The organism is Okeania sp. SIO2C9 (assembly GCF_010672455.1).
Lineage (GTDB): Bacteria > Cyanobacteriota > Cyanobacteriia > Cyanobacteriales > Microcoleaceae > Okeania.
The window spans coordinates 38491-59520 of sequence record NZ_JAAHGO010000012.1 but is presented as its reverse complement, the minus strand read 5'-3'; the positions used below and the strand labels follow the sequence as shown (position 1 = coordinate 59520).

Below are 21030 nucleotides of genomic sequence, written 5' to 3'. Positions count from 1 at the left end.
AGAAAAGGGTCGGGAGCGAGGAGGTAAGAGTAAGAATTGTTCCTCAATTTTTCTGTCCGAAGGTTTGCCTTTTATACTAACTTTTTGAGGGTTTTAGACTAAAACAAGCGCACCCCTTGGGAATTAAAGAAGGCTCAAACCTTTACCTATCAATGCTTTTATATTTAATCAGCAAGCACTAATTAAGTTATGGCTATGGCAGGGAATAGGGAACAGGGAACAGGGAATAGGGAATAGGGAATAGCGGTTCGACCCCGCAGGTTGTGGCAATCAGTCGGAACGAAGCGCCACCAGGTCGCACTTGAGTCGGAAGTTTCGCTAGCAAAATAATCTCAGATTTCCTGCCAAAATTTTGATAACCTATCCAAATGTGAAATCATCAGCGTAACACACCGAAAATTCAAATCTAGATGGTGCGTTACATTTCATTAACGCACCCTACTGGCATGACACACCTTAAATGGTGGATTAGATGGGGGGTGTGGGGAGTGTGGGGGGTGTGGGGAGTGTGGGGAGATCAAGACACCTAGAAACAAAAATCTATTACACAGTTTTAGGCGTGTCACGCCACTACTGGACTGACACTGATAAAATCTTACTTTTGACTTTTGACTTTTGACTTATAACTTCAGTGAAATGGTATTACTACTGACTACTTCACTACGGTTATAGTAAACTGACAGTTTATTGTAATTAAGTTTCAGAAATGCCCCAACTATCTAGTGTTGAGCATCAATTAAACTAATACATTAAACCAAAAATGGCCGTGAGGAGTTGAATTAAGATGAACAGACCTGAAGATAAAGATGCCTTATATATACTAAAAGAAACAAGTCGTACTTTCTATATTCCTATTAGTCAATTACCATCTGGGCTAAAAGAGGCAGTTACATCAGCCTATCTTTGTATGCGTGCCATTGATGAAATTGAGGATCATCCAGATTTAGATAGCTTCACAAAGGCAAAATTGTTGCGAAAGATTAGTTTACTTTTACAGGAAGGAGTTGACCATTCAAGTTTCCAAAATTTTTCAGCCAAGTTAGACTTTAATATTACTCACCTACCAGAAGTAACTCAAAGAGTAGGAGAATGGGCAATACTGGCTTCAGAGACAATAGCGCCCAGGATCTGGGATGTAACAGCAGCAATGGCAGACCGGATGGCTTATTGGGCTGAAAATAATTGGGCAATTCACACAGAATCAGATTTAGACCGCTATACTTTTAGTGTGGCTGGTGCAGTGGGATTATTACTTTCTGATTTATGGAGTTGGTATGATAATACTAAGACTAATCGTACTGAAGCAATTGGGTTTGGGCGAGGTCTACAAGCGGTGAATATTCTCCGCAACCATACAGAAGATTTAGCTAGGGGCGTAGATTTTTTTCCCGATAATTGGACTGCGGAAGATTTGCAAACCTATGCCCAACGTAATCTTTTATTAGCTGACTCTTATACTAACTCTCTTCCTCCAGGACCTGCTCGAAATTTTTGCCAAATTCCTTTGACTCTTGCTCATGCTACTCTAGATATTTTAACTATGGGGCAAGACAAGTTGAGTCGTTCGCAAGTGATGGAACTAATTTCACGCTGCAGTAATTCTGCATAGCAGAAGGAAGAAGGAAGGAGGAAGAAGGAAAGAGGAAGAAGGAAAAATATTGCGTTGTCTAACTTTTAAGCTTTTTATCTGCCCTAATATCAAATCCGGTAGCATCGGTGTTATTCAGTATTTAAAGATAAGAGTTGACATTGTAGGGGCGAATGGCATTCGCCCTTAACCATTGTATGACGACAATAGAACTATATTAATCCGAAGCAAACGGATTTGATATAACCTTTCCTTCGGTCGCTATACATGATTAAGGGACGCTCCATGAAACGTCCCTACAGGTTCTATAGATTGATGTTTTTGATGATTGGCGATCAGGGAACAGGATTGAAATTTCCAGTCGTCAAAACTGACTGCTTAACTTCCTTATGCCCGTTTTTGAGTTTTTAAGATTTGCTATAAGCAAATTCTGGAAGTTGTTCCTTAGCAGCTCCAGCAGATGTAACTTTTACCTCTCCATTTTCATCTAAATCTACATAAACATTTTCACCATTCTGAATTTGACCAGCTAATAATGCTTCTGCCAAAGCATCTTCTAACAAATGCATAATTGCACGACGCAGTGGTCTGGCACCATAACTAGGATCGAATCCATCCTTAATCAAGCGTTCCTTAAAGCTGTCACTGAGTGTTAGAGTCATATTTCGTTCGCCCAAACGACTGAATACTTCCCGCAGCATAATTTCTGCAATTTCTTTGACCTCATCCTTATTCAACTGACGGAAGACAATAATTTCATCCAGTCGGTTGAGAAATTCTGGGCGGAAATACTGCTTTAGTTCCTCATTAACTAAATTGCGGATACGGTTATACTGAGCTTCTTCTTTATCCTCAGCAAACTCAAAACCTAAACCACCGCCACCTTTCTCAATGACTTTGGAACCAATATTAGAAGTCATAATGATTAAGGTATTTTTGAAGCTGACTACCCGTCCTTTAGCATCAGTGAGACGACCATCCTCCAAGACTTGCAACAAGATATTAAATACATCTGGATGAGCTTTTTCAATCTCATCAAACAATATGACAGTATAGGGGCGACGACGAACTGCTTCAGTTAGTTGACCACCTTCGTCATAACCAACAAATCCTGGAGGTGAACCAATAAGTTTAGAAACTGTATGACGTTCCATGTATTCTGACATATCTAGTCGAATCATGGCTTCCTCAGAACCAAAGAAATAAGCAGCTAATGCTTTTGTTAGTTCTGTCTTACCAACACCAGTTGGACCGGAGAAGATGAAACTAGCAATAGGTCGGTTGGGGTTCTTCAGACCAACACGAGCACGACGCAAAGCACGAGATACTGCTTTAACTGCATCTTCTTGACCAATGAGACGTTGGTGCAAAGTATCTTCCATGTGTAGCAATTTCTCAGATTCAGATTCTGTCAACTTACTCACAGGTACTCCCGTCCAAGATGCCACAATATGAGCAATATCGTCTTCTGTCACCACAGGATTAACTTTGGTTTTTTCTTCTTGTCTATCGGTATCGCTCTGTTCAATTTGTGCTTGAATTTCCAGTTCGCGATCGCGCAATTGACTAGCTTGCTCAAAGTCTTGTGAGCGAATAGCTTCTTCTTTATCTTTCGTCACTTTTGAGATTTCCCGTCTCATATCCTTCAACTGTGGTGAAAGCATTGAATTTTTGACTCTAACACGAGACCCTGCTTCATCTATCAAATCAATTGCTTTGTCTGGTAAGAAGCGATCGCTAATATATTGGTCTGATAGTTTAGCTGCTGCGGTCAAAGCTTCATCAGAAATAATTAACTTGTGGTGTTGTTCATAAGCAGAGCGTACCCCATAGAGAATTTCAATTGTTTCCTCCACACTAGGTTCGCCCACTTTCACAGGTTGGAAACGACGTTCGAGAGCAGCATCCCGTTCAATATGCTTACGATATTCATCCAGAGTAGTCGCCCCAATACACTGTACTTCGCCCCTGGCCAAAGCAGGTTTGAGAATATTAGCAGCATCCATACTACCTTCTATAGCACCAGCACCTACAACAGTATGAATTTCATCAATTACCAGGATAATATTGCCATTAGAGCGGACTTCATCCATAATCTTTTTCAGTCGCTCTTCAAATTCTCCTCGGAACCTGGTACCAGCAATTAAGGAACCGATATTCAGGCTTACCACCTGTTTATTTTGCAGAAGATCCGGAACATCTTGGTTAACGATACGTTGAGCTAATCCCTCAGCGATCGCTGTTTTTCCGACACCAGGTTCGCCAATGAGGACAGGATTATTTTTTGTTCTCCGGCCCAAAATTTGAATCATCCGTTCAATTTCTGTTTCCCGGCCCACGACTGGGTCAATTTTACCCTCTGCTGCTAATTTCGTCAGGTCTGTACCAAATTCTTCTAGAGTTACAGCTTTCTTATTCCCAGAATTAGAGCTTCCAGGAGAAACTGCAGCAACTTCTCCAAGGGAGCGAATTATCTGAGTCCGAATCTTGCCTCTATCAATACCCAAGTTGTCCAATACTTTAGCAGCGACTCCTTCAGAATCTTGCAGCAATGCCAGTAGCAAATGTTCTGTACCGATATAGTTATGGTCTAATTTTCTTGCTTCTTCTAAAGATACTTCCAACATCCGTTTTACCCTGGGAGTAAAAGGAATTTCTGCCGGAGTAAACCCAGACCCACGGCCAATGATTTGTTCTACTTCGTTCCGAGCGTCTTTGAGATTTACATCATATTCTTTGAGAACTTTAGCCGCAATACCTGTACCTTCACTAATCAAACCCAGGAGGATTTGTTCTGTACCCACAAAGTTATGTCCAAGACGACGAGCTTCTTCCTGGGCCAACATAATCACTTTGATTGATTGTTCTGTAAAACGTTCAAACATGGTTACTTTTCCTTACATATTTATAGTTACAGGGAATATGTCCCTCCTGTAGTTTAATTGTTATAGCAGGGAACAGGGAACAGAGAACAGCGGTGGGACCCCGCGTCGGCGACAGACGTAAGAGAACGCGCACTCCTGTGAGGGAACAGTAGGAAAAACATTTCCTTGGGTAAGGTTCATGATTAGTCTATGTCCTAACCAACTCCTTCCTTGCTATACCTAGTTTTAAACCACAATTAGGCCATAAATAGAAACTAATGTAAATTTTTGTTTACTGTAACTAATTTAGCGTTGTAAAAGTAGGAGTGGCTAGTGAGGAGAGCCGTAACCGAAAATTAAGTGAGGATGAAGAGGCCAAGTAGCGGCGTTGCTGAATACTGGGATGATTTCGGCTGACACGGGGACACGGGGACACGGGGACACGGGGATTATGGTTTCTGCTCTGTGACAAAATCATCCCGCAATTATGAAATGCCCAAGTAGTTAGTATTTTTGGCATTGGTGAATTAATGTATGATATTAATCTTAATTATCTAGGAGTCAGGAGTCAGGAGTCAGGAGTCAGGAGGGAAGAAAGAGTAGTAGAGGGAGAAAGTTTTTTGTTTGCGCTTTTATCCGGACAAGATATCATACCTCTTTTCACCAACGCCGTATTTTTTTATTATTTTATTAATAGTAGCACTTGGGAAATAAAGTTGACATACATTGACATACTCTTGGGCATTCAGGTATGAAGATTCTCCTGAAATCAGAATTCTTGGTTCACAGAAAAATTATATCCTTTTAGATTTCTGATAATATTATCCTTTTCTCAAACCATTATAGGGACATTCCATGGAACATCTCTACATTAAATAGCTAATTCGGCTAATAATAATTAGGTAACTGAAGAATAGACTAACTTAACGTAAGCATTCAGCTATTAGCAACAAGACTCTCCCATATAGGATAAATAGTGTTTAAATTAACAACTGACTTTAAGGACAAGGAAGCCAACTTTTGTAGTAAGGCAATTAATAAAGCTTTTATTCTAAACTAAAAGCAATAGCTGATAGCTGACTGCTGAATGCTTACAACTTAACCACAGAATTTATCGGATAATTAACTAAGTTTTATCTGTAGTTAAGAAGATATCTGAAAAGTTTTTTGATACTGAATTTTGCCCCCCGAGCAAGCCAACTTTGGGGGGAACAAGAGTCAATTTGCTTCTAAAAGTCTCCCAATTTTGGTGGATTTAGGGGGCTTGAATATAGCAAATGGGACTTCTCAGACAATCTCTAAGTTAACTCATTAGGAATTATAGTCAAAAACAGGTAGCAAAGAGTGAAAACAGACAGCATTTTCTATGAACTATTTCTCACATTTCCAGAGAGCTTTTTTGAATTAATTGGTATTGATAAACAGGAAGCTAATAATTATAAATTTACTTCCCGTGAAGTCAAACAATTAGCATTTCGTCTGGATGGATTATTTATGCCTAATGATAATAATCCAGCTAAACCATTCTATTTAGTAGAAGTACAATTTCAACCCAGAGATGAATTATATTATCGTATTTTTGCAGAACTTTTTCTGTATTTAAGACAATATCGACCCACTCATCCTTGGAGGGTAGTAGTTATCTATCCAAGTCGTAGTATTGAGAGGGAAGAAATTCATCAATTTGGAGATATTTTGGCTTTAGAAAGAGTCGAACGAATCTATTTAGATGAGTTAGAATCAGATTCATTAGGAGTAGGAATTGTTAAACTGGTAGTAGAACCAGAAGAAACAGCAGTCGATCTGGCTAAATCGTTAGTTGAAAAGTCTAAAGTTCAATTAACAGATGCAGTCAGACAACAGAATATTATCGAATTATTAGAGACGATAATAGTTTATAAATTACCAGAAAAAAGTCGGGAGGAAATTACAGCAATGTTTAGTTTAGGTGATTTAAAGCAAACCAGATTTTATCGAGATGCTTTTGCCGATGGTGAAGGAATTGGAGAACAACGAGGGGAACAAAGAGGTGAACAGAAGGCCAAGGAAGAAGCAGTTACTCGAATGCTAAAATTAGGATTGAGTTTAGAGGTAATTGCTGAGTCTTTAGATTTGCCTTTGTCTGTTGTTCAACAAATAGCTAATTCGGCTAATAATAATTAGATAACTGAAAATATTTAGACTAACTTGACTACAAAATATTTTGATAAATGATTAATTTTATTTGTAGTTAAGTTAACTGATAAACCCAGTTTATTGGTTGTTTTGCGTATTCAGCTTGAAGTGCTGATAACTGATAACTGATAACTGATAACTGAAAAAAGGTGAAGCTCAATGGTTTTAACTGCCCAACAATTAGAGGCAATAATGCCTGATGCCACTCAACTAGAAAGCGATGAACCAGAAATGGAAAGCTCTCAACACTATACCCAACTCATGTTGCTAGTTATTTGTCTAGAATGGTTGTGGCGCGATCGCAACGATTACTTTATTGGTGCTAACTTGACTATTTATTACAGTCGCCAGCAGCTAAAAAATCGCGACTTTCGCGGACCAGACTTTTTCTTAGTCAAGCAAACCCAGAAGCAACCCCGGAAGTCATGGGTAGTATGGGAGGAAAACGGTAAATACCCTAACTTAATTATCGAGTTACTGTCGGACTCTACTGCTAGAGTCGATCGCAACTTAAAAAAGCAGTTATATCAAGACAACTTCCGCACCCCAGAGTATTTTTGGTTCGACCCCGAAACTATGGAGTTTATGGGATTTCGCTTACAACAAAATCGCTATGAAGAAATTCAACCGAATAACTCAGGTTGGCGTTGGAGTCAAGAATTAGAATTATACTTAGGAGTAGAAGGAGGTCAACTGTGTTACTTCACTGCTAACGGTGAACGAGTGCCGACTCCCCAGGAGGAAGCTCAACAAGCTCAATATGCTTTTGCCGATGGTCAACAAGTTGGTGAAGAAATTGGGGAACAAAGAGGCCGAGAAATTGGCCAACAAGAAGCCAAAGAAGAAGCAGTGGCTCGAATGCTCAAATTAGGATTGAGTTTAGAGGTAATTGCTGAGTCTTTAGATTTGCCTTTATCTGTTGTTCAGCAAATAGCTAATGCGACTAATAATAATTAGATAACTGAAAATATTTAGACTAACTTGGCTACAAAATATTTTGATAAATGATTAATTTTATTTGTAGTCAAGTTTTATTAATCTCGTAATTATTAAAAATTGTTAATTCATTTTACAAATATACAAAAAATAGTTGCCAGCATTATTGTGAGATTTGTTAAAATATAATCCTGGCGATCGCTAAATTTTTAGTATTAATTTTAACTAAGTAAAACTAAGTAAGTAGAAAATTAAAGAAATGAATTATTCAAGCTTACAACCCAATATTTATAGTTTTCAAAAGGACGTAATTAATTTTCTTTCTGAGATAAGTGACGTATTTCAAAATGTAGAGTTAATTGCTACTTCAGAAAAGTTATCAAAAGAAGATCGGGAGCCAATATTAGATTTTCTGAAGCAGTCAAAATTAGACATTGACAATGCAAAGAGCAATGTTGAGTATCTAGAACTTCGGATGACAATTGTAGCTCCCATGAAAGCTGGAAAATCTACTATTGTTAATGCAATTGTGGGTGAGGAAATACTCCCTAGTCGTAATGCAGCAATGACAACAGTACCGACAGAAATTATTTTAGACTCAAGTTTAGATCGACCTGAACTATTTGTTTCAGATGAAATTCAGAAAATTTTTGCACAAGCAGTTTCAGCAATTCAAAATAAGATCAAAGAAATAGGTGGTGTAGAAAAAGCTAAGGCAAGAATAGATAAGTACCCTCATTTGCATAAAGTGCTGGAGGGGATTGAAATAATAAACTTTTTAGAAGCTAATCTTTTTGCAGATAAAAAAATAACTGAACAAAAATTTATTATAACCAAATTATTAGAGCTAAATGATATAATTCGCCTTTGTAATTTGTTGTCTGTGCAATTCAATCCCCTACAAAACCTTTCTACTATTCCTAGCATAAAAACACCTTTTTTTCAACAGCAAAACTTGAAACAGAAGGAACATTTAGGCGACCTTGTTATTATTGATACTCCAGGTCCCAATGAAGCAGGTGATAATTCTCCTCTTTTAGGAGTTGTACGGGAGCAATTAAAAAGAAGTTCGATTGTATTGGTTGTCTTAGATTTTACCCAACTCAAAACAGAAGCGGTAGAAAATGTCAAGAAGGAAGTTCAAAGTATTATTGATATTCGAGGTAATCAAGACAGCTTGTATATTTTAGTGAATAAAGTCGATCAACGTAGAAAAGGCAATATGTCCCCCGAAGATATACAAAATTTTGTTGTTTCGGAGTTTGGAATTGATTCATCTAGAGCGAAAGAAACTGTATTTGAGGTATCAGCAAGGTATGCATTTTCTGCTGTATCTTTTTTCAAGACCATCAATGACAATAGTTTTTCCTTAGAAGAGTTAAAAAAGCAAAATGCTGTTAGATTATTAGCCCAAGAAGCTTTTAGTGTTGACTGGGAAGAAGACTTAGAAAGTGCGGATGAGGAACTTTTAGAGAAGAAAGGCAATAGAATCTGGGAAAAATCTAAGTTTGGTAATTTTATGAATAATGCCATTAATGCTTTGATGACAAAGGCTGCACCTTTAGCTATTGAAAAAGAATTGAATCTGGTTTCTGGTCTATTAGCTAAGATCAAAGATGAGTCAAATATCCACAAAAAAGCTATTTCAGAAGATACTCAAAAGCTACAAGATGGGATTGAGCGATTAAAAGAAGATATAGAGAATATAGAAAAAGTAAAAGAGGAATTGACAACGGTTAAAGATGTCAAAGATGAGATTAATAAATATCGGGATGATATACTTCCAATGATACATCAAGACATTAAATCAACTATTGAAAAAGAGTTTATTCAAAAAAAATATGATCGTGGTAATTTTTTTCAACAACTAGACCGTCAGGCAAGAGAAATATTTTCTAAGAATATATTACTAATGCCAGACAATATTTCACATAATTTATCTCGTCAATCAGAAGGAGTTGTAGAATTTGATTTAAAGTACAAAGCTGATAAGTTTGCACAAGAATCTGTTTCTTACTGTGGATATTTAATAGAAAATGAACTGACAAAATTTAGAGAATTATTTGAGGAAAAAGTTCAGTCGTATTATACCAAATTAAAAGGAGATTTAGAGACAAAAACAAACCCTATAGTTAAAAGTGCTACAGAGCGTTTAGGGCAGGATTTTAATCTAAAGTTAGAGCCTTTTTCATCTCCAGAATTTCGCACAGAAGCTTCTGGAGAAATCGAGATTCAAAGTAATCCTAAAACCAGAACAATAAAACAAACAATAATTGAAAAACGCAGACATTGGTTGAACTTGTGGATTGTTCCAATAGATACAGAGGTAAAAGTAGAACAAACTGAAAACTATTATGAGATTATACTTCAAGATTTAGTTGAAAAAGTCAATCAATCACTTAATCAAAATATTAGGGATATACAGGAAAATACACGCAAGTATCTTGATGAAGATATACAAAAGGAAATTGATAGTTATTTTGATTCCCTAAACGAATATCTTTCAGGATATAGAGAAAGTCTTGAAAATGCACAGTCCGATCAAAGTCTATCTGTCCATGAACGGGAAGAACTCAAAGAAAAGTTGGATTCTATAGTTGAAAATTCAACTACGCAAATACGCAAATGTGAGAATTATATTGAGAGAGTTCAGAAAATATTACCCAAATCTTTTTAATATAAAATCCGGTTGAATAGTCTTCATTATGATGATAGAAAGCAATCTTAAGGGGTGCGCGGAGATTGCTTTCCTTACGGAATGCTGCGCAAACCTTTCACTCCGTTCCAGTCGCAATGACGCAGGCTATGGTAATTATCCGAATTTTATATAAAAGAGAGAACTTAATACTTCTAAAACTTAAGAATATAACTAGGTAATATAGATAGATTGAATCTAAAATTTTAGAAATTTAGGAGTCATAAAATGGAATCATTCGATAAATTACAAAGTCGAGTTCCCTTGGTCAGCGATAAAACTTTAGTTGATCTAGTTAATGGAATTCAAATTAGTCGTGGATTAGTTAATTATCGTAAAAGTAAAGGCTTTTTTGGTAAGCTCCTCGATAACCTAACAGGAAGTAATTTTAAGCGTCAGATGCTACTAGAAGGAAATTTAGTTGCAGGTCAAGAAGCTTTACATAAATGGGTACTTGAATTAACAGATTCAGTTACTGTTAGTAAAGTTGCTTTATATACAACTCAAACTTCACTTTTAGAAGCTCGAAATGCAATAAGAAATCATCGACAAGAATTACTGGAACATCAACAACAATTAATTGCTTTTAGTGAGAAGTTTAATCAACTAGCAACAGAGATTCATGGACGAGTTAATGAATTAGAAAGCCGTCTGAAAGAACTCGAAATAAAAAGTGCAGCAACATCTGATTTCGAGGAGATTTTCAGCTCCTGGTCTGCAAAAGAAACCTATACTAAACTCCCTTGGGTATTTCAAGTAGTTTTTTTGATAAGAGAAGTATTTAGTAGTTCTGTAGCAATATATGAAATTGAGTCTGGTAATACTGAATATTTCCGAAAGTTATTAACCAATAAAATTATTGCAGAAAGCCGACATTTACCAGATAACTTTTTTGATCTTCACCAACTATACGAGCAAGAATGGCAACAGTTACAGCCAACAGATTTGGAGTTAGCAATGGGTTTGTTAGAAATTCGCTCTTTACCAAGAGAAAGACTTGTAGAAATGCCCTATCATTTCACATTAGGAACTACTTTGGAATTAGCAAGTTTACCAGAGCAAGTTCGTCCTGAGAAACCAGCAGAATGTGCAATTGAAATTTGTCGTTCTCAAATTACTAAGTTAGATTATACCACTGACGTTCGAGATTTTGTCCATCAAAATGTTCAAGAGATTGCCAATGATAGTATTACTATTTTATCTAGGAGTCCTAAACTATGAATCAATCATTATCTCCTAATTTTTCCCATAAAGCTTTAACAATTAGTTCCTCTGATAAAGACTCAGAACATAAAATTGGTCTAGTGCTTGCTGGTGGTGGTGCAAAGGGAGCTTATGAAGCAGGAGCTTTACGCTACTTAGCTGAAATTAACTTTGCTCCTCACATGATCGCAGGTACTAGCATTGGAGCTTTGAATGGAGCAGTTATTGCATCATACCCAGATTTCTCAGTAGCAGTGGAGCAACTGAATATTTTATGGGATAAACTAGGTTCAGAAAAAGTCTTGCACTTAAATTCTGGTGAAATAGGTTTAGATCGGGATAAAGCATCTTTATTTAATCCCAACACAGTTGAGAAGTTACTCAAGGAAGCAGTTAAACCTTCTGCGATACGAAGTGGTAAAGAACTTTGGGTTGCCGTTTTTCCAGCCTTAAAAATTCCTGGTATAGATTACGATCATTTGCTAGGAATGCTTCACGTTTTAGCAGGATCGTCAGCAAAATGGTTAAGGGTTCAAGATTGCGAAGATGATGAGTTACTTTATAATTTATTACTAGCAAGTGCCGCTATTCCTCTTGCATTTCCTCCACGAGAAATAAAGGGGAAATATTTCGTTGATGGAGCTTTAGGAGATAATGTACCTCTAGGTGCTTTATCAAAAGAAGGTTGTACTCATGCAATTGTTATTCATCTTGGAAATGCTGTTACCTGGAATCGTCATGATTTCCCAGAACAAGCAATTATAGAAATTCGCCCTACTCAATCTTTGAATAAAAATCAAGCTCTAATTGCTGGAGATATTACCAGTATGTTAGATTTTAGTTCAGAACGGATTAGCCAACTCAAACAACTAGGATATCAAGATGCTAAATATTGTTTGGAACCAATCCTGAGAAGTTTTACCAGTCTTAGTGAGCTACGCTCAGACGACGATCTTCTTAAAAATAAAACAGAGGAACTTCAAGGAGATGATCCTGTATGGTAAATAACTGCCACAGACTTTAGGATTCAGGTTTAGAAACTTCGGTGGGTAAATGACTCTGGGAGTTGGGAGCGATCGCTTTTAACCAGGAGCTACGCAAATTATCAAATAATACCTTATTTAACGTGGATAAATTACTTCAGAAAGTCGTCTAGTAGCAGGTATGAAGCCCAACAAAGATAGATAAATTGTTGGGTTGCGCTGTCGCTTAACCCAACCTACTGTTATTATAACTCTTGACTGAGATTGCTTCGTTCCACTCTGTTCCACTGGCAACGACAGAATAATATCTTCAGGAAAAAATTTCCGCCAACTTAACAATAAAGTAGACAATTATAATTGCTAACCACGGTATTTGTGGAGCATTCCTGCTAGGTTTCCTGCCTTCCTAGATATAGAGTGTAACTGAGCGAAAAATTATTTCCAGTATATTTCAAATAATAAGGAATTAGTATTAGTATCAAACGCTAAAAATGAGGGAAATTCAGTTTCTTGGTACTCAAATTTTACATCATCTAATGCGTTAGTATAAACCTTAGCCAATATTTCTTCTAAATAAGGTTTGAGACTAGGAGAATCTGTCAACAATTCTTGAATTTTTCGCCTTTGTTCTCTAATTGTAAGTTCCCATCCCTGAAAATTTTCAGGACTATTAACATACATTCGTTTCAGAATATGAGTAAGCAATACTGTTAATCGACTATTCAATTCTCGACGTTCACTTCTTCCCAAAGTTTCAATTTCCTCAATTAGGTTTTCCCAGTCTAAATTTTCTATATCTTTATCTTTTAGTTTAGCAGCAGTATCCTCACACCACGCCAGAAAGTCGCGTTCGTATAAAGTATCTATTTTTTGCAATTTATGACTCATCTTTTACCTCTTTAACAATATTTTATAGATTAACTCTAGTTTTTCTTTTCCTCAACTAAACAACTCCATAACCAGTATAGAACCAATTTGAGATCTTTTAAGTTGATTAATATTACGAAATTTAAATTATATAGTCATTTCAAATAAGAATGATACAAAGATTTAGCTATGAAGGCTATCATCACAAGGCAGTAGACATCTCACTTTAAATTGAAATGACTATACTAAAAATCTGATAAAATTTATTTAATATCTAAGCAATCGCTAATCTTTTAAGCATAAATCTAACAAAACATAAAAGTTTTTAACTAAACTTTGACATCTTTCCATCCAAGAATTACTTCTCTCTAGAACCCATCTGTACTTAACCGAAACAAAACCTAAAGGTGTAATAAAATCATGTTTGATGAGATTAAAGAAATAAATTCTAAGCCTAAGCCATTTGAATTTTATACAGCCAATGAATTGTGGACGAATGAGCATACAGCTAATGTGATGCTGGAATATCATTTAAGTGAAGATATTGACCTTTCTTCTCGAAACAAGGCTTTTATAGATCGCTCCGCTAAATGGATAACTGAATATTTTAACATAGATGAGAACTGCGCTATTGCTGATTTTGGTTGTGGCCCTGGTTTGTATACAACAAGATTTGCCCAAAAAGGCGCATCAGTAACAGGAATTGATTTTTCAAAAAATTCTCTGAAATATGCTCAACAGGTAGCAAAAGAAAATAGTTTGAAAATCAATTATGTAAATACAAATTATTTAGACTTTCAAACATCTGAAAAATTTGATCTAATCACCATGATAATGTGTGATTTTTGTGCACTGAGTCCAGAACAAAGGAAAACACTACTTCAAAAATTTTCATCGCTACTAAAACAGAATGGTTCTCTTTTACTTGATGTCTATTCAATAAAAAGTTTCAACAAAAAACAAGAGTCAGCATTTTATGAACATAATCATCTAAATAATTTTTGGTCGTCAGAAGAATACTATTGTTTTGTAAATTTATTCATATATGAAATCGAAAAAGTAAGTTTAGACAAATACACAATCATTGAAAAAAACAAAAAACGTATTGTTTACAACTGGCTACAGTATTTCAGTAAAGAAACACTAAAAAATGAATTAGAAATTAATGGCTTTGTTGTTAATGAGTTTTTTGCAAATGTTGCCGGAGATAAATATGAATCTAATTTGCTTGAGTTTGCAGTTACTGCTAAAAAATATAACAATTAATTTGATTAAGAAAATCATTGTATTCCTTGCAAGGCATCTATTTTAGCTTTGATGTCTTCATCTTGAAGATTGTCGTAGTGTCTCTTAAGTAAGGCAATATCTTCTGGTTGCCAATTCACATTTTTAAACACTTTATTAATCTGTGCTTTCAATTCAGAACGTAAGTCCCTTACTTGTTCTAATTCTATGGATTCGCTTTCTTCCCAAGCATCAGCAAAAATCTCTAAAACTTTTTTGCCCTCTTCCCTACTAATAGATTGTTCCTCACCAAAATTATCTATTAGATCGGGATATCGTTTTGGTGAACCCAACCATTGAATTAAGGTAACCGTATCAGATTCTCCTCCACTGGTAAAGTAAGCTAGAAAACGAATTCCTGCTTTTTGATCTCTGTTTCTATGAGTTGCATTCAAAACTTGTAAAATCTGCTGAGTATTAAATTTGCCCATCTGACCTAGTGCTTTTGCTGTTGCTTCACGAACCTCAGAATCTTCATCCCTCAACAAATCCAACAATTGGGGAATCAGTTGTTTAGCCTCCGACCCCAAATTACCCACTGCCGTTACTGCTGCTCTACGGACATCCGAATCTTCATCCCTCAACAAATCCAACAATTGGGGAATAAGTTGTTTAGCCTCCGACCCCAAATTACCCACTGCCGTTGCTGCTGCTCTACGGACATCCGAATCTTCATCGCTCAACAACTGCTGAAACTGAGGAATCAATTGTTTAGCCCCCGACCCCAGATTACCCACTGCTCTTGCAGTGGCAGCACGGACACGCTCATCTTTATCTTTGAACAACTGCTCCAATTGAGGAATCAATTCTTTAGCAGTCTCGGACTCCATCTCACCCACTGCCCATGCTGCTGCTCTACGGACATCCGAATCTTCATCGCTGAACAACTGCTCCACCTGAGGAATCAATTCTTGGGCCTCCCATCCCATCTCACTCACTGCTGTTACTGTAGCAGCACGGACACGCCAATTTTTATCCGTCAACAACTGCTGCAATTGAGGAATAAATTCTGTGGCCTCCCATCCCATCTCACCCACTGCTGTTACTGCTGCGTAACGGATATTTGAATTTTTATCCGTTAACAACTGCTGTAACTGAGGAATAAATTCTTTGGCTTCCCATCCCAGATTACCCACTGCTGTTACTGCTGCGTAACGGATATTCGAATTTTCATCGCTCAATAACTGTTGCAACTGAGGAATCAATTCTTTAGCCTCTGACACCAAGTTACCCACTGCTATTGCTGCTGCTCTACGAACATCGGAATTTTCATCGCTCAACAACTGCTGCAACTGGGGAATCAATTGTTTAGCCTCTGACCCCATCTCACCCACTGCTGTTACTGCTGCAGCACGGATACGCCAATATTTATTCGTCAACAATTGCTCTAACTGGGGAATCAATTCTTGAGCTTCCGACTCCAGATTACCCACTGCTCTTGCTGCTGCCATAACGACACGCCAATTTTCATCTCTGAACAACTGTAGCAACTGGGGAATCAATTGTTTAGCCTCCAACCCCAGATTACCCACTGCTATTGCTGCTGCACGACGGACTTCCGAATCTTCATTCTTCAACAATTTTCCAATTTGTTCTACCCGCTCTGAGGGTATCTCAACAGTAGACTTAAGGTCATACTCAGAAATTTTTTTCATGGCTTCACCCCAAACATCAGGGTCAGAATCATCCAACGACGCCAAGGTTCCCTGGAGTTGCCAGTCTTCGGGTGGTGACTTCTCAGAAGCTTGAACATGACCCAAATTTACTGCCAATAACGCCACCAATAACAGCAGGAAAAAACGCCATTTACGAAGAAAGGAGTTGGATAATTTTATCATCTTAAAATTGAAATATAGAAAGCAGCAGATTACTCAATTAAGTTTACACAATTAAATTGAGCCGGAACAGAAAATTAAGAAAAAATTTAGGCGTTGGTAATTAGATGGGGAGTAGGGGAGTAGGGGAGTAGGGGAGCTTGAGAAATATTTGGTAATGGTTGAAGATGGAACATTTTTTATACCGAATTAAACGGATTTGATATTATTTAAGTAATTTCAAATTGGACAATAGTTATTTTGATTTATATACAGTCACAGTCAAGCGTTCGCTGAGTTTTGCGGATATGTTTGATTTAACTATTGTCCAATAGTTATTTTGATTTAGATACAGTCACAGGAAGCGATCGCTGAGTTTTGCGGATATGTTTGATTTAACTATTGTCCAATAGTTATTTTGATTTATATACAGTCACAGCAAAGCGATCGCTGAGTTTTGCGGATATGTTTGATTTAACTATTGTCCAATAGTTATTTTTATTTATATACAGTCACAGCAAAGCGATCGCTGAGTTTTGCGGATATGTTTGATTTAACTATTGTCCAATAGTTATTTTGATTTAGATACAGTCATCAGGAAGCGATCGCTGAGTTTTGCGGATATGTTTGATTTAACTATTGTCCAATAGTTATTTTGATTTATATACAGTCACAGCAAAGCGATCGCTGAGTTTTGCGGATATGTTTGATTTAACTATTGTCCAATAGTTATTTTTATTTAGATACAGTCATCAGGAAGCGATCGCTGAGTTTTGCGGATATGTTTGATTTAACTATTGTCCAATAGTTATTTTGATTTATATACAGTCATCAGGAAGCGATCGCTGAGTTTTGCGGATATGTTTGATTTAACTATTGTCCAATAGTTATTTTGATTTATATACAGTCATCAGGAAGCGATCGCTGAGTTTTGTGGATATGTTTGATTTATTTATTGTCCAATAGTTATTTTATTTATATACAGTCACAGGAAGCGATCGCTCAGTTGAGGAAGATTAATGTTTGATTTATCTATTGTCCAATAGTTATTTTGATTTATATACAGTCACAGGAAGCGATCGCTCAGTTGAGGAAGATTAATGTTTGATTTATCTATTGTCCAATAGTTATTTTGATTTATATACAGTCACAGGAAGCGATCGCTGAGTTTTGCGGATATGTTTGATTTAACTATTGTCCAATAGTTATTTTTATTTAGATACAGTCATCAGGAAGCGATCGCTGAGTTTTGCGGATATGTTTGATTTAACTATTGTCCAATAGTTATTTTGATTTATATACAGTCACAGCAAAGCGATCGCTCAGTTGAGGAAGATTAATGTTTGATTTAACTATTGTCCAATAGTTATTTTGATTTAGATACAGTCACAGGAAGCGATCGCTCAGTTGAGGAAGATTAATGTTTGATTTATCTATTGTCCAATAGTTATTTTGATTTATATACAGTCACAGTCAAGCGATCGCTCAGTTGAGGAAGATTAATGTTTGATTTAACTATTGTCCAATAGTTATTTTGATTTAGATACAGTCACAGGAAGCGATCGCTCAGTTGAGGAAGATTAATGTTTGATTTAACTATTGTCCAATAGTTATTTTGATTTAGATACAGTCACAGGAAGCGATCGCTCAGTTGAGGAAGATTAATGTTTGATTTAACTATTGTCCAATAGTTATTTTGATTTAGATACAGTCACAGGAAGCGATCGCTCAGTTGAGGAAGATTAATGTTTGATTTAACTATTGTCCAATAGTTATATCATGTCCGGATAATTAGTTATAAAAAAACTTTCTCCTTCAACTCCAGTTCTTCTTCTTTCTTCCCTCCTGACTCCTGTAGGGGCAATTTCCTAAGGTCATGCTCCGCAAACGCGAATCGCCCCTACGACTCCTGACTCCTCCATAGTTATTTATTTATCACTGTTCAACCGGACATGATATTACAGCAGTTTCCGCGCATTATTGTTGTACATATCGGGAGTCTAGTCGCAGCTATATACTTTCATGCAACAAAGTCGCTGGCAACTATAGTCATTCTGAATAAGACTGGAACACTTTTTCGGCTGAAACTCTTTCAAGGCAAGAAACCCTTGTCTCAATCTTAACTAGAATGACTATAAATTTAAGAGTTCAAAAAATCTAAATGATTCCCATGTTTTGCCCGTAGAGAAGCTACAGAACCTTGCAATTCTAACTTACCATTATCTAATAAAACAATCCATTCAGCCCGACTAATTACTTTTGGTCTATGACTAATAAAAATTGTTGTTTTACCCCGTCGATGCAACAATAAATTCTCCAAAACTTCGGCCTCACTAACAGGGTCTAAACCAGAAGTTGATTCATCCAAAATTAATACAGCAGGGTCATTAACCATAGCTCTTGCTATTGCCAAACGTTGTCTTTGTCCGCCAGAAATATTTGCTCCAAATTCTCCTAAAACTGTTTGATATTTATCAGGTAAACGACTAATAAATTCATCAGCTCCAGAAATTTGACAAGCTTTAACGATTTGTTCAAAAGTTACTCCAGGTAATGCTAATTGAAAATTTTCAATAATCGAACGACTCCAAAAATGAGCATCTTGAGGAACTAAAACTACCTGCTTTCTAAAAGAATCTATATCTAAATCTTGCAGATTATAAATCCCAACCTGAATATTACCAGACTGGACCGGATACAAACCAGCAATTAATTTTGCCAAGGTACTTTTACCACAACCAGATTCACCAATTAAAGCGATAGATTTACCACCAGGAAATTTCACAGAAAAGTTTTCTAATAAATCAATTCTGCCAGCATAGTGAAAACTAATATTGGAGCAAATAATATCGGCTTTAGGACTAATTTTTGCATCGGGTTTTTGATGATTTTTATCTACTTCTGGTGGATAATCAATTACTTCAGAAAGTCGTTTCGTGGCAGTCTGAACTCTGGTCAATTCATCCATCAATCCTACCAAAGTCGTAACCAAAGTTGACACATATTGATTCATAGTAATAAAAGCCAATAATTGACCGATACTTAATTCTTGAGCGATGACTAAATTGCTGCCAAACCACAAGAGAAAAATATTAGCAATATTACTAACTAAACCTGAAAAAGTATCATTCACAATCCCAATCTGAGTAGTTCTAAAACTCAAGTTAGCTAACTTACCAAATCTGCCTTGAAATTCCTCCCAAAATTGAGGAGAGCTAGAGGTAGTTTTGAGAGTCATTGCTCCCTTGAAAGTCTCTACTAAAACACCCTGATTTTCTGCCTCTAAAGCAAATAAACTTCTAGTTTTTTGCTGCAATATCGGCAATAAAGCAATAGTGGATAAAGTCATAATTACTGCCATAAAAATAGCAACTATACTCAGGGAAAAACTGTAAATACACATTACAGTCAAAGAAACCAAAGCAATAAAAAATTGACTAGGTAAACTGACAATTACTTGAGAAACCAACTGATTAATTTCTTTAATATCGGTCAACCTACTAACAATTTCACCACTCCGTCGCGTCTCATAATACTTCAATGGTAAACTCAAAATTTTTCGCCCAAATTCCATCACCAACCCTAACTCTAAACGTTGGGCAAAATGAGCAATCATATTAGATTGAACTAATTCCAAACAACTGCTAAAAACATTCATCACAATCACAGCAATTACCACACTGGTAAGTAACTGAAAATCACCCCGAACTAGCACATCATCAGTCAGAATTTGTACCAAAAAAGGAGAAGCAATAGAAAGTAAACCTAAGACAATATTTAGTATAAATACCTGAATAATAATTTGCCGATAATACCAAACTCGTCTCAGCCATCTACTAATATTACTGACTTTTTCATCAGCTTCAGAAAAAAAGCGTTTTGGGTCAGGTTCTACTAATAAACAAACCCAATCTCCCCAGGCTTCAGCTAATTCTTTTTTTGATAAAAAACGAACTCCAAGAGCAGGGTCAGCAATAATATATTTATCTCCTTGTTTGCCATACAAAACCACCCAATGATAGCCTTGCCAATGGATAATTGCCGGTAAAGGAGCACTTTCAATTTGGTCTAAAATTCCTGGATTTGCCTTGACAGACCTAGCATTAAAACCAATAGTATCTGCACCTTGTTTTAAACCTAATAAAGTAGTTCCTTGTTGATTAGTACCGATAGTTTCTCTAATACGATTTATTGTTAAATTACGACCATGATATTTAGCAATAGAAGCCAAACAAGCAGCCCCACAATCTTCTTCACTTTGCTGGAGAATTAATGGATATTTATTAACATTATTGATTTCGCGATCGCTAGATGCTTTTGGTAATATTGGTACTGGTACTATATCTAACATAATGATTTAAATTAAAAATTAAAAATAACTATACTGACGATTTATTTCATCCCAACTTTGATGTCGGCAAGGGGTCTCCCGTTAACATTTGTACAACAGGAGGGGAATTGCCGACCAACAAATAAACCGCGTAGCGTCAACTTAGAGCTTGCATTGTGTGCTTTTTTTGTGTTATTGTAATTACATCAGGAGTAGCGGTAGTACGCACCTGAAAGAATCATGAAAACAACATAGAGTATGGGGTTCAATTCAGAAGTTCTAGTCAACCCG

Annotated in this window: 12 protein-coding genes; 7 read left to right on the top strand and 5 right to left on the bottom strand. The window is 36.5% G+C overall.

From position 1 onward, the window contains the following. The first annotated feature begins 784 nt into the window (after window positions 1-784). Window positions 785-1609: a phytoene/squalene synthase family protein gene (locus F6K23_RS10875; protein ID WP_293154627.1), complete on the top strand. Its 825-nt coding sequence runs from the start codon at window positions 785-787 to the stop codon at window positions 1607-1609. Between the two features lie 386 nt (window positions 1610-1995). Here the strand turns inward: F6K23_RS10875 and F6K23_RS10870 are convergent, their stop codons facing one another. After that, window positions 1996-4473, bottom strand: coding sequence for an ATP-dependent Clp protease ATP-binding subunit (locus F6K23_RS10870; RefSeq protein WP_293154624.1), 2478 nt, complete (start codon window positions 4471-4473; stop codon window positions 1996-1998). A gap of 1323 nt (window positions 4474-5796) precedes the next feature. On the opposite strand from F6K23_RS10870, the gene F6K23_RS10865 reads away from it, so the two are divergent. The 5 genes from F6K23_RS10865 to F6K23_RS10845 all read left to right on the top strand — a co-directional run bounded on the left by F6K23_RS10865 (window position 5797) and on the right by F6K23_RS10845 (window position 12465). Then, entirely contained in the window at window positions 5797-6615 is an 819-nt protein-coding gene (locus tag F6K23_RS10865) for an Rpn family recombination-promoting nuclease/putative transposase (RefSeq protein WP_293154621.1), read from the top strand. A 171-nt stretch (window positions 6616-6786) separates the two neighbouring features. Further along, window positions 6787-7584 carry a Uma2 family endonuclease gene (locus F6K23_RS10860; protein WP_293154618.1) on the top strand — a complete coding sequence of 266 codons (798 nt, stop codon included), beginning with the start codon at window positions 6787-6789 and terminating at the stop codon, window positions 7582-7584. Window positions 7585-7822: 238 nt separating this feature from the next. Continuing rightward, entirely contained in the window at window positions 7823-10240 is a 2418-nt protein-coding gene (locus F6K23_RS10855) for a dynamin family protein (RefSeq protein ID WP_293154615.1), read from the top strand. A gap of 246 nt (window positions 10241-10486) precedes the next feature. After that, window positions 10487-11479, top strand: coding sequence for a diguanylate cyclase regulator RdcB family protein (locus F6K23_RS10850; protein WP_293154612.1), 993 nt, complete (start codon window positions 10487-10489; stop codon window positions 11477-11479). Next, the gene (locus F6K23_RS10845; protein ID WP_293154609.1) at window positions 11476-12465 is read left to right on the top strand and encodes a patatin-like phospholipase family protein; all 990 of its coding nucleotides are present in this window, start codon (window positions 11476-11478) and stop codon (window positions 12463-12465) included. The genes F6K23_RS10850 and F6K23_RS10845 overlap by 4 nt, the downstream gene beginning before the upstream one ends. Window positions 12466-12582: 117 nt before the next feature. On the opposite strand, the gene F6K23_RS10840 is transcribed toward F6K23_RS10845, so the two are convergent. Continuing rightward, complete coding sequence (locus tag F6K23_RS10840) at window positions 12583-12795, bottom strand: hypothetical protein (protein ID WP_293077230.1); 213 nt, start codon at window positions 12793-12795, stop codon at window positions 12583-12585. Window positions 12796-12879: 84 nt separating this feature from the next. Then, window positions 12880-13332 carry a DUF29 domain-containing protein gene (locus F6K23_RS10835; RefSeq protein ID WP_293154606.1) on the bottom strand — a complete coding sequence of 151 codons (453 nt, stop codon included), beginning with the start codon at window positions 13330-13332 and terminating at the stop codon, window positions 12880-12882. Window positions 13333-13731: 399 nt separating this feature from the next. On the opposite strand from F6K23_RS10835, the gene F6K23_RS10830 reads away from it, so the two are divergent. Further along, window positions 13732-14577, top strand: a complete 846-nt coding sequence (locus tag F6K23_RS10830) for a class I SAM-dependent methyltransferase (RefSeq protein WP_293154603.1) — start codon at window positions 13732-13734, stop codon at window positions 14575-14577. A gap of 14 nt (window positions 14578-14591) precedes the next feature. Here F6K23_RS10830 and F6K23_RS10825 read toward each other — a convergent pair whose 3' ends face one another. Both F6K23_RS10825 and F6K23_RS10820 read right to left on the bottom strand, forming a co-directional pair. Further along, window positions 14592-16433 carry a sister chromatid cohesion protein PDS5 gene (locus F6K23_RS10825; RefSeq protein ID WP_293154600.1) on the bottom strand — a complete coding sequence of 614 codons (1842 nt, stop codon included), beginning with the start codon at window positions 16431-16433 and terminating at the stop codon, window positions 14592-14594. A 2116-nt stretch (window positions 16434-18549) separates the two neighbouring features. Then, the gene (locus F6K23_RS10820; RefSeq protein WP_293154597.1) at window positions 18550-20760 is read right to left on the bottom strand and encodes a peptidase domain-containing ABC transporter; all 2211 of its coding nucleotides are present in this window, start codon (window positions 20758-20760) and stop codon (window positions 18550-18552) included. Between the last annotated feature and the right edge of the window lie 270 nt (window positions 20761-21030).

Bases quoted from the DNA above. Each gene is read 5' to 3' on its own strand.
- F6K23_RS10875 (WP_293154627.1), top strand. From the start codon at position 785: ATGAACAGACCTGAAGATAAAGATGCCTTATATATACTAAAAGAAACA.
- F6K23_RS10870 (WP_293154624.1), bottom strand. From the start codon at position 4,473: ATGTTTGAACGTTTTACAGAACAATCAATCAAAGTGATTATGTTGGCC.
- F6K23_RS10860 (WP_293154618.1), top strand. From the start codon at position 6,787: ATGGTTTTAACTGCCCAACAATTAGAGGCAATAATGCCTGATGCCACT.
- F6K23_RS10855 (WP_293154615.1), top strand. From the start codon at position 7,823: ATGAATTATTCAAGCTTACAACCCAATATTTATAGTTTTCAAAAGGAC.
- F6K23_RS10850 (WP_293154612.1), top strand. From the start codon at position 10,487: ATGGAATCATTCGATAAATTACAAAGTCGAGTTCCCTTGGTCAGCGAT.
- F6K23_RS10845 (WP_293154609.1), top strand. From the start codon at position 11,476: ATGAATCAATCATTATCTCCTAATTTTTCCCATAAAGCTTTAACAATT.
- F6K23_RS10835 (WP_293154606.1), bottom strand. From the start codon at position 13,332: ATGAGTCATAAATTGCAAAAAATAGATACTTTATACGAACGCGACTTT.
- F6K23_RS10830 (WP_293154603.1), top strand. From the start codon at position 13,732: ATGTTTGATGAGATTAAAGAAATAAATTCTAAGCCTAAGCCATTTGAA.
- F6K23_RS10825 (WP_293154600.1), bottom strand. From the start codon at position 16,433: ATGATAAAATTATCCAACTCCTTTCTTCGTAAATGGCGTTTTTTCCTG.
- F6K23_RS10820 (WP_293154597.1), bottom strand. From the start codon at position 20,760: ATGTTAGATATAGTACCAGTACCAATATTACCAAAAGCATCTAGCGAT.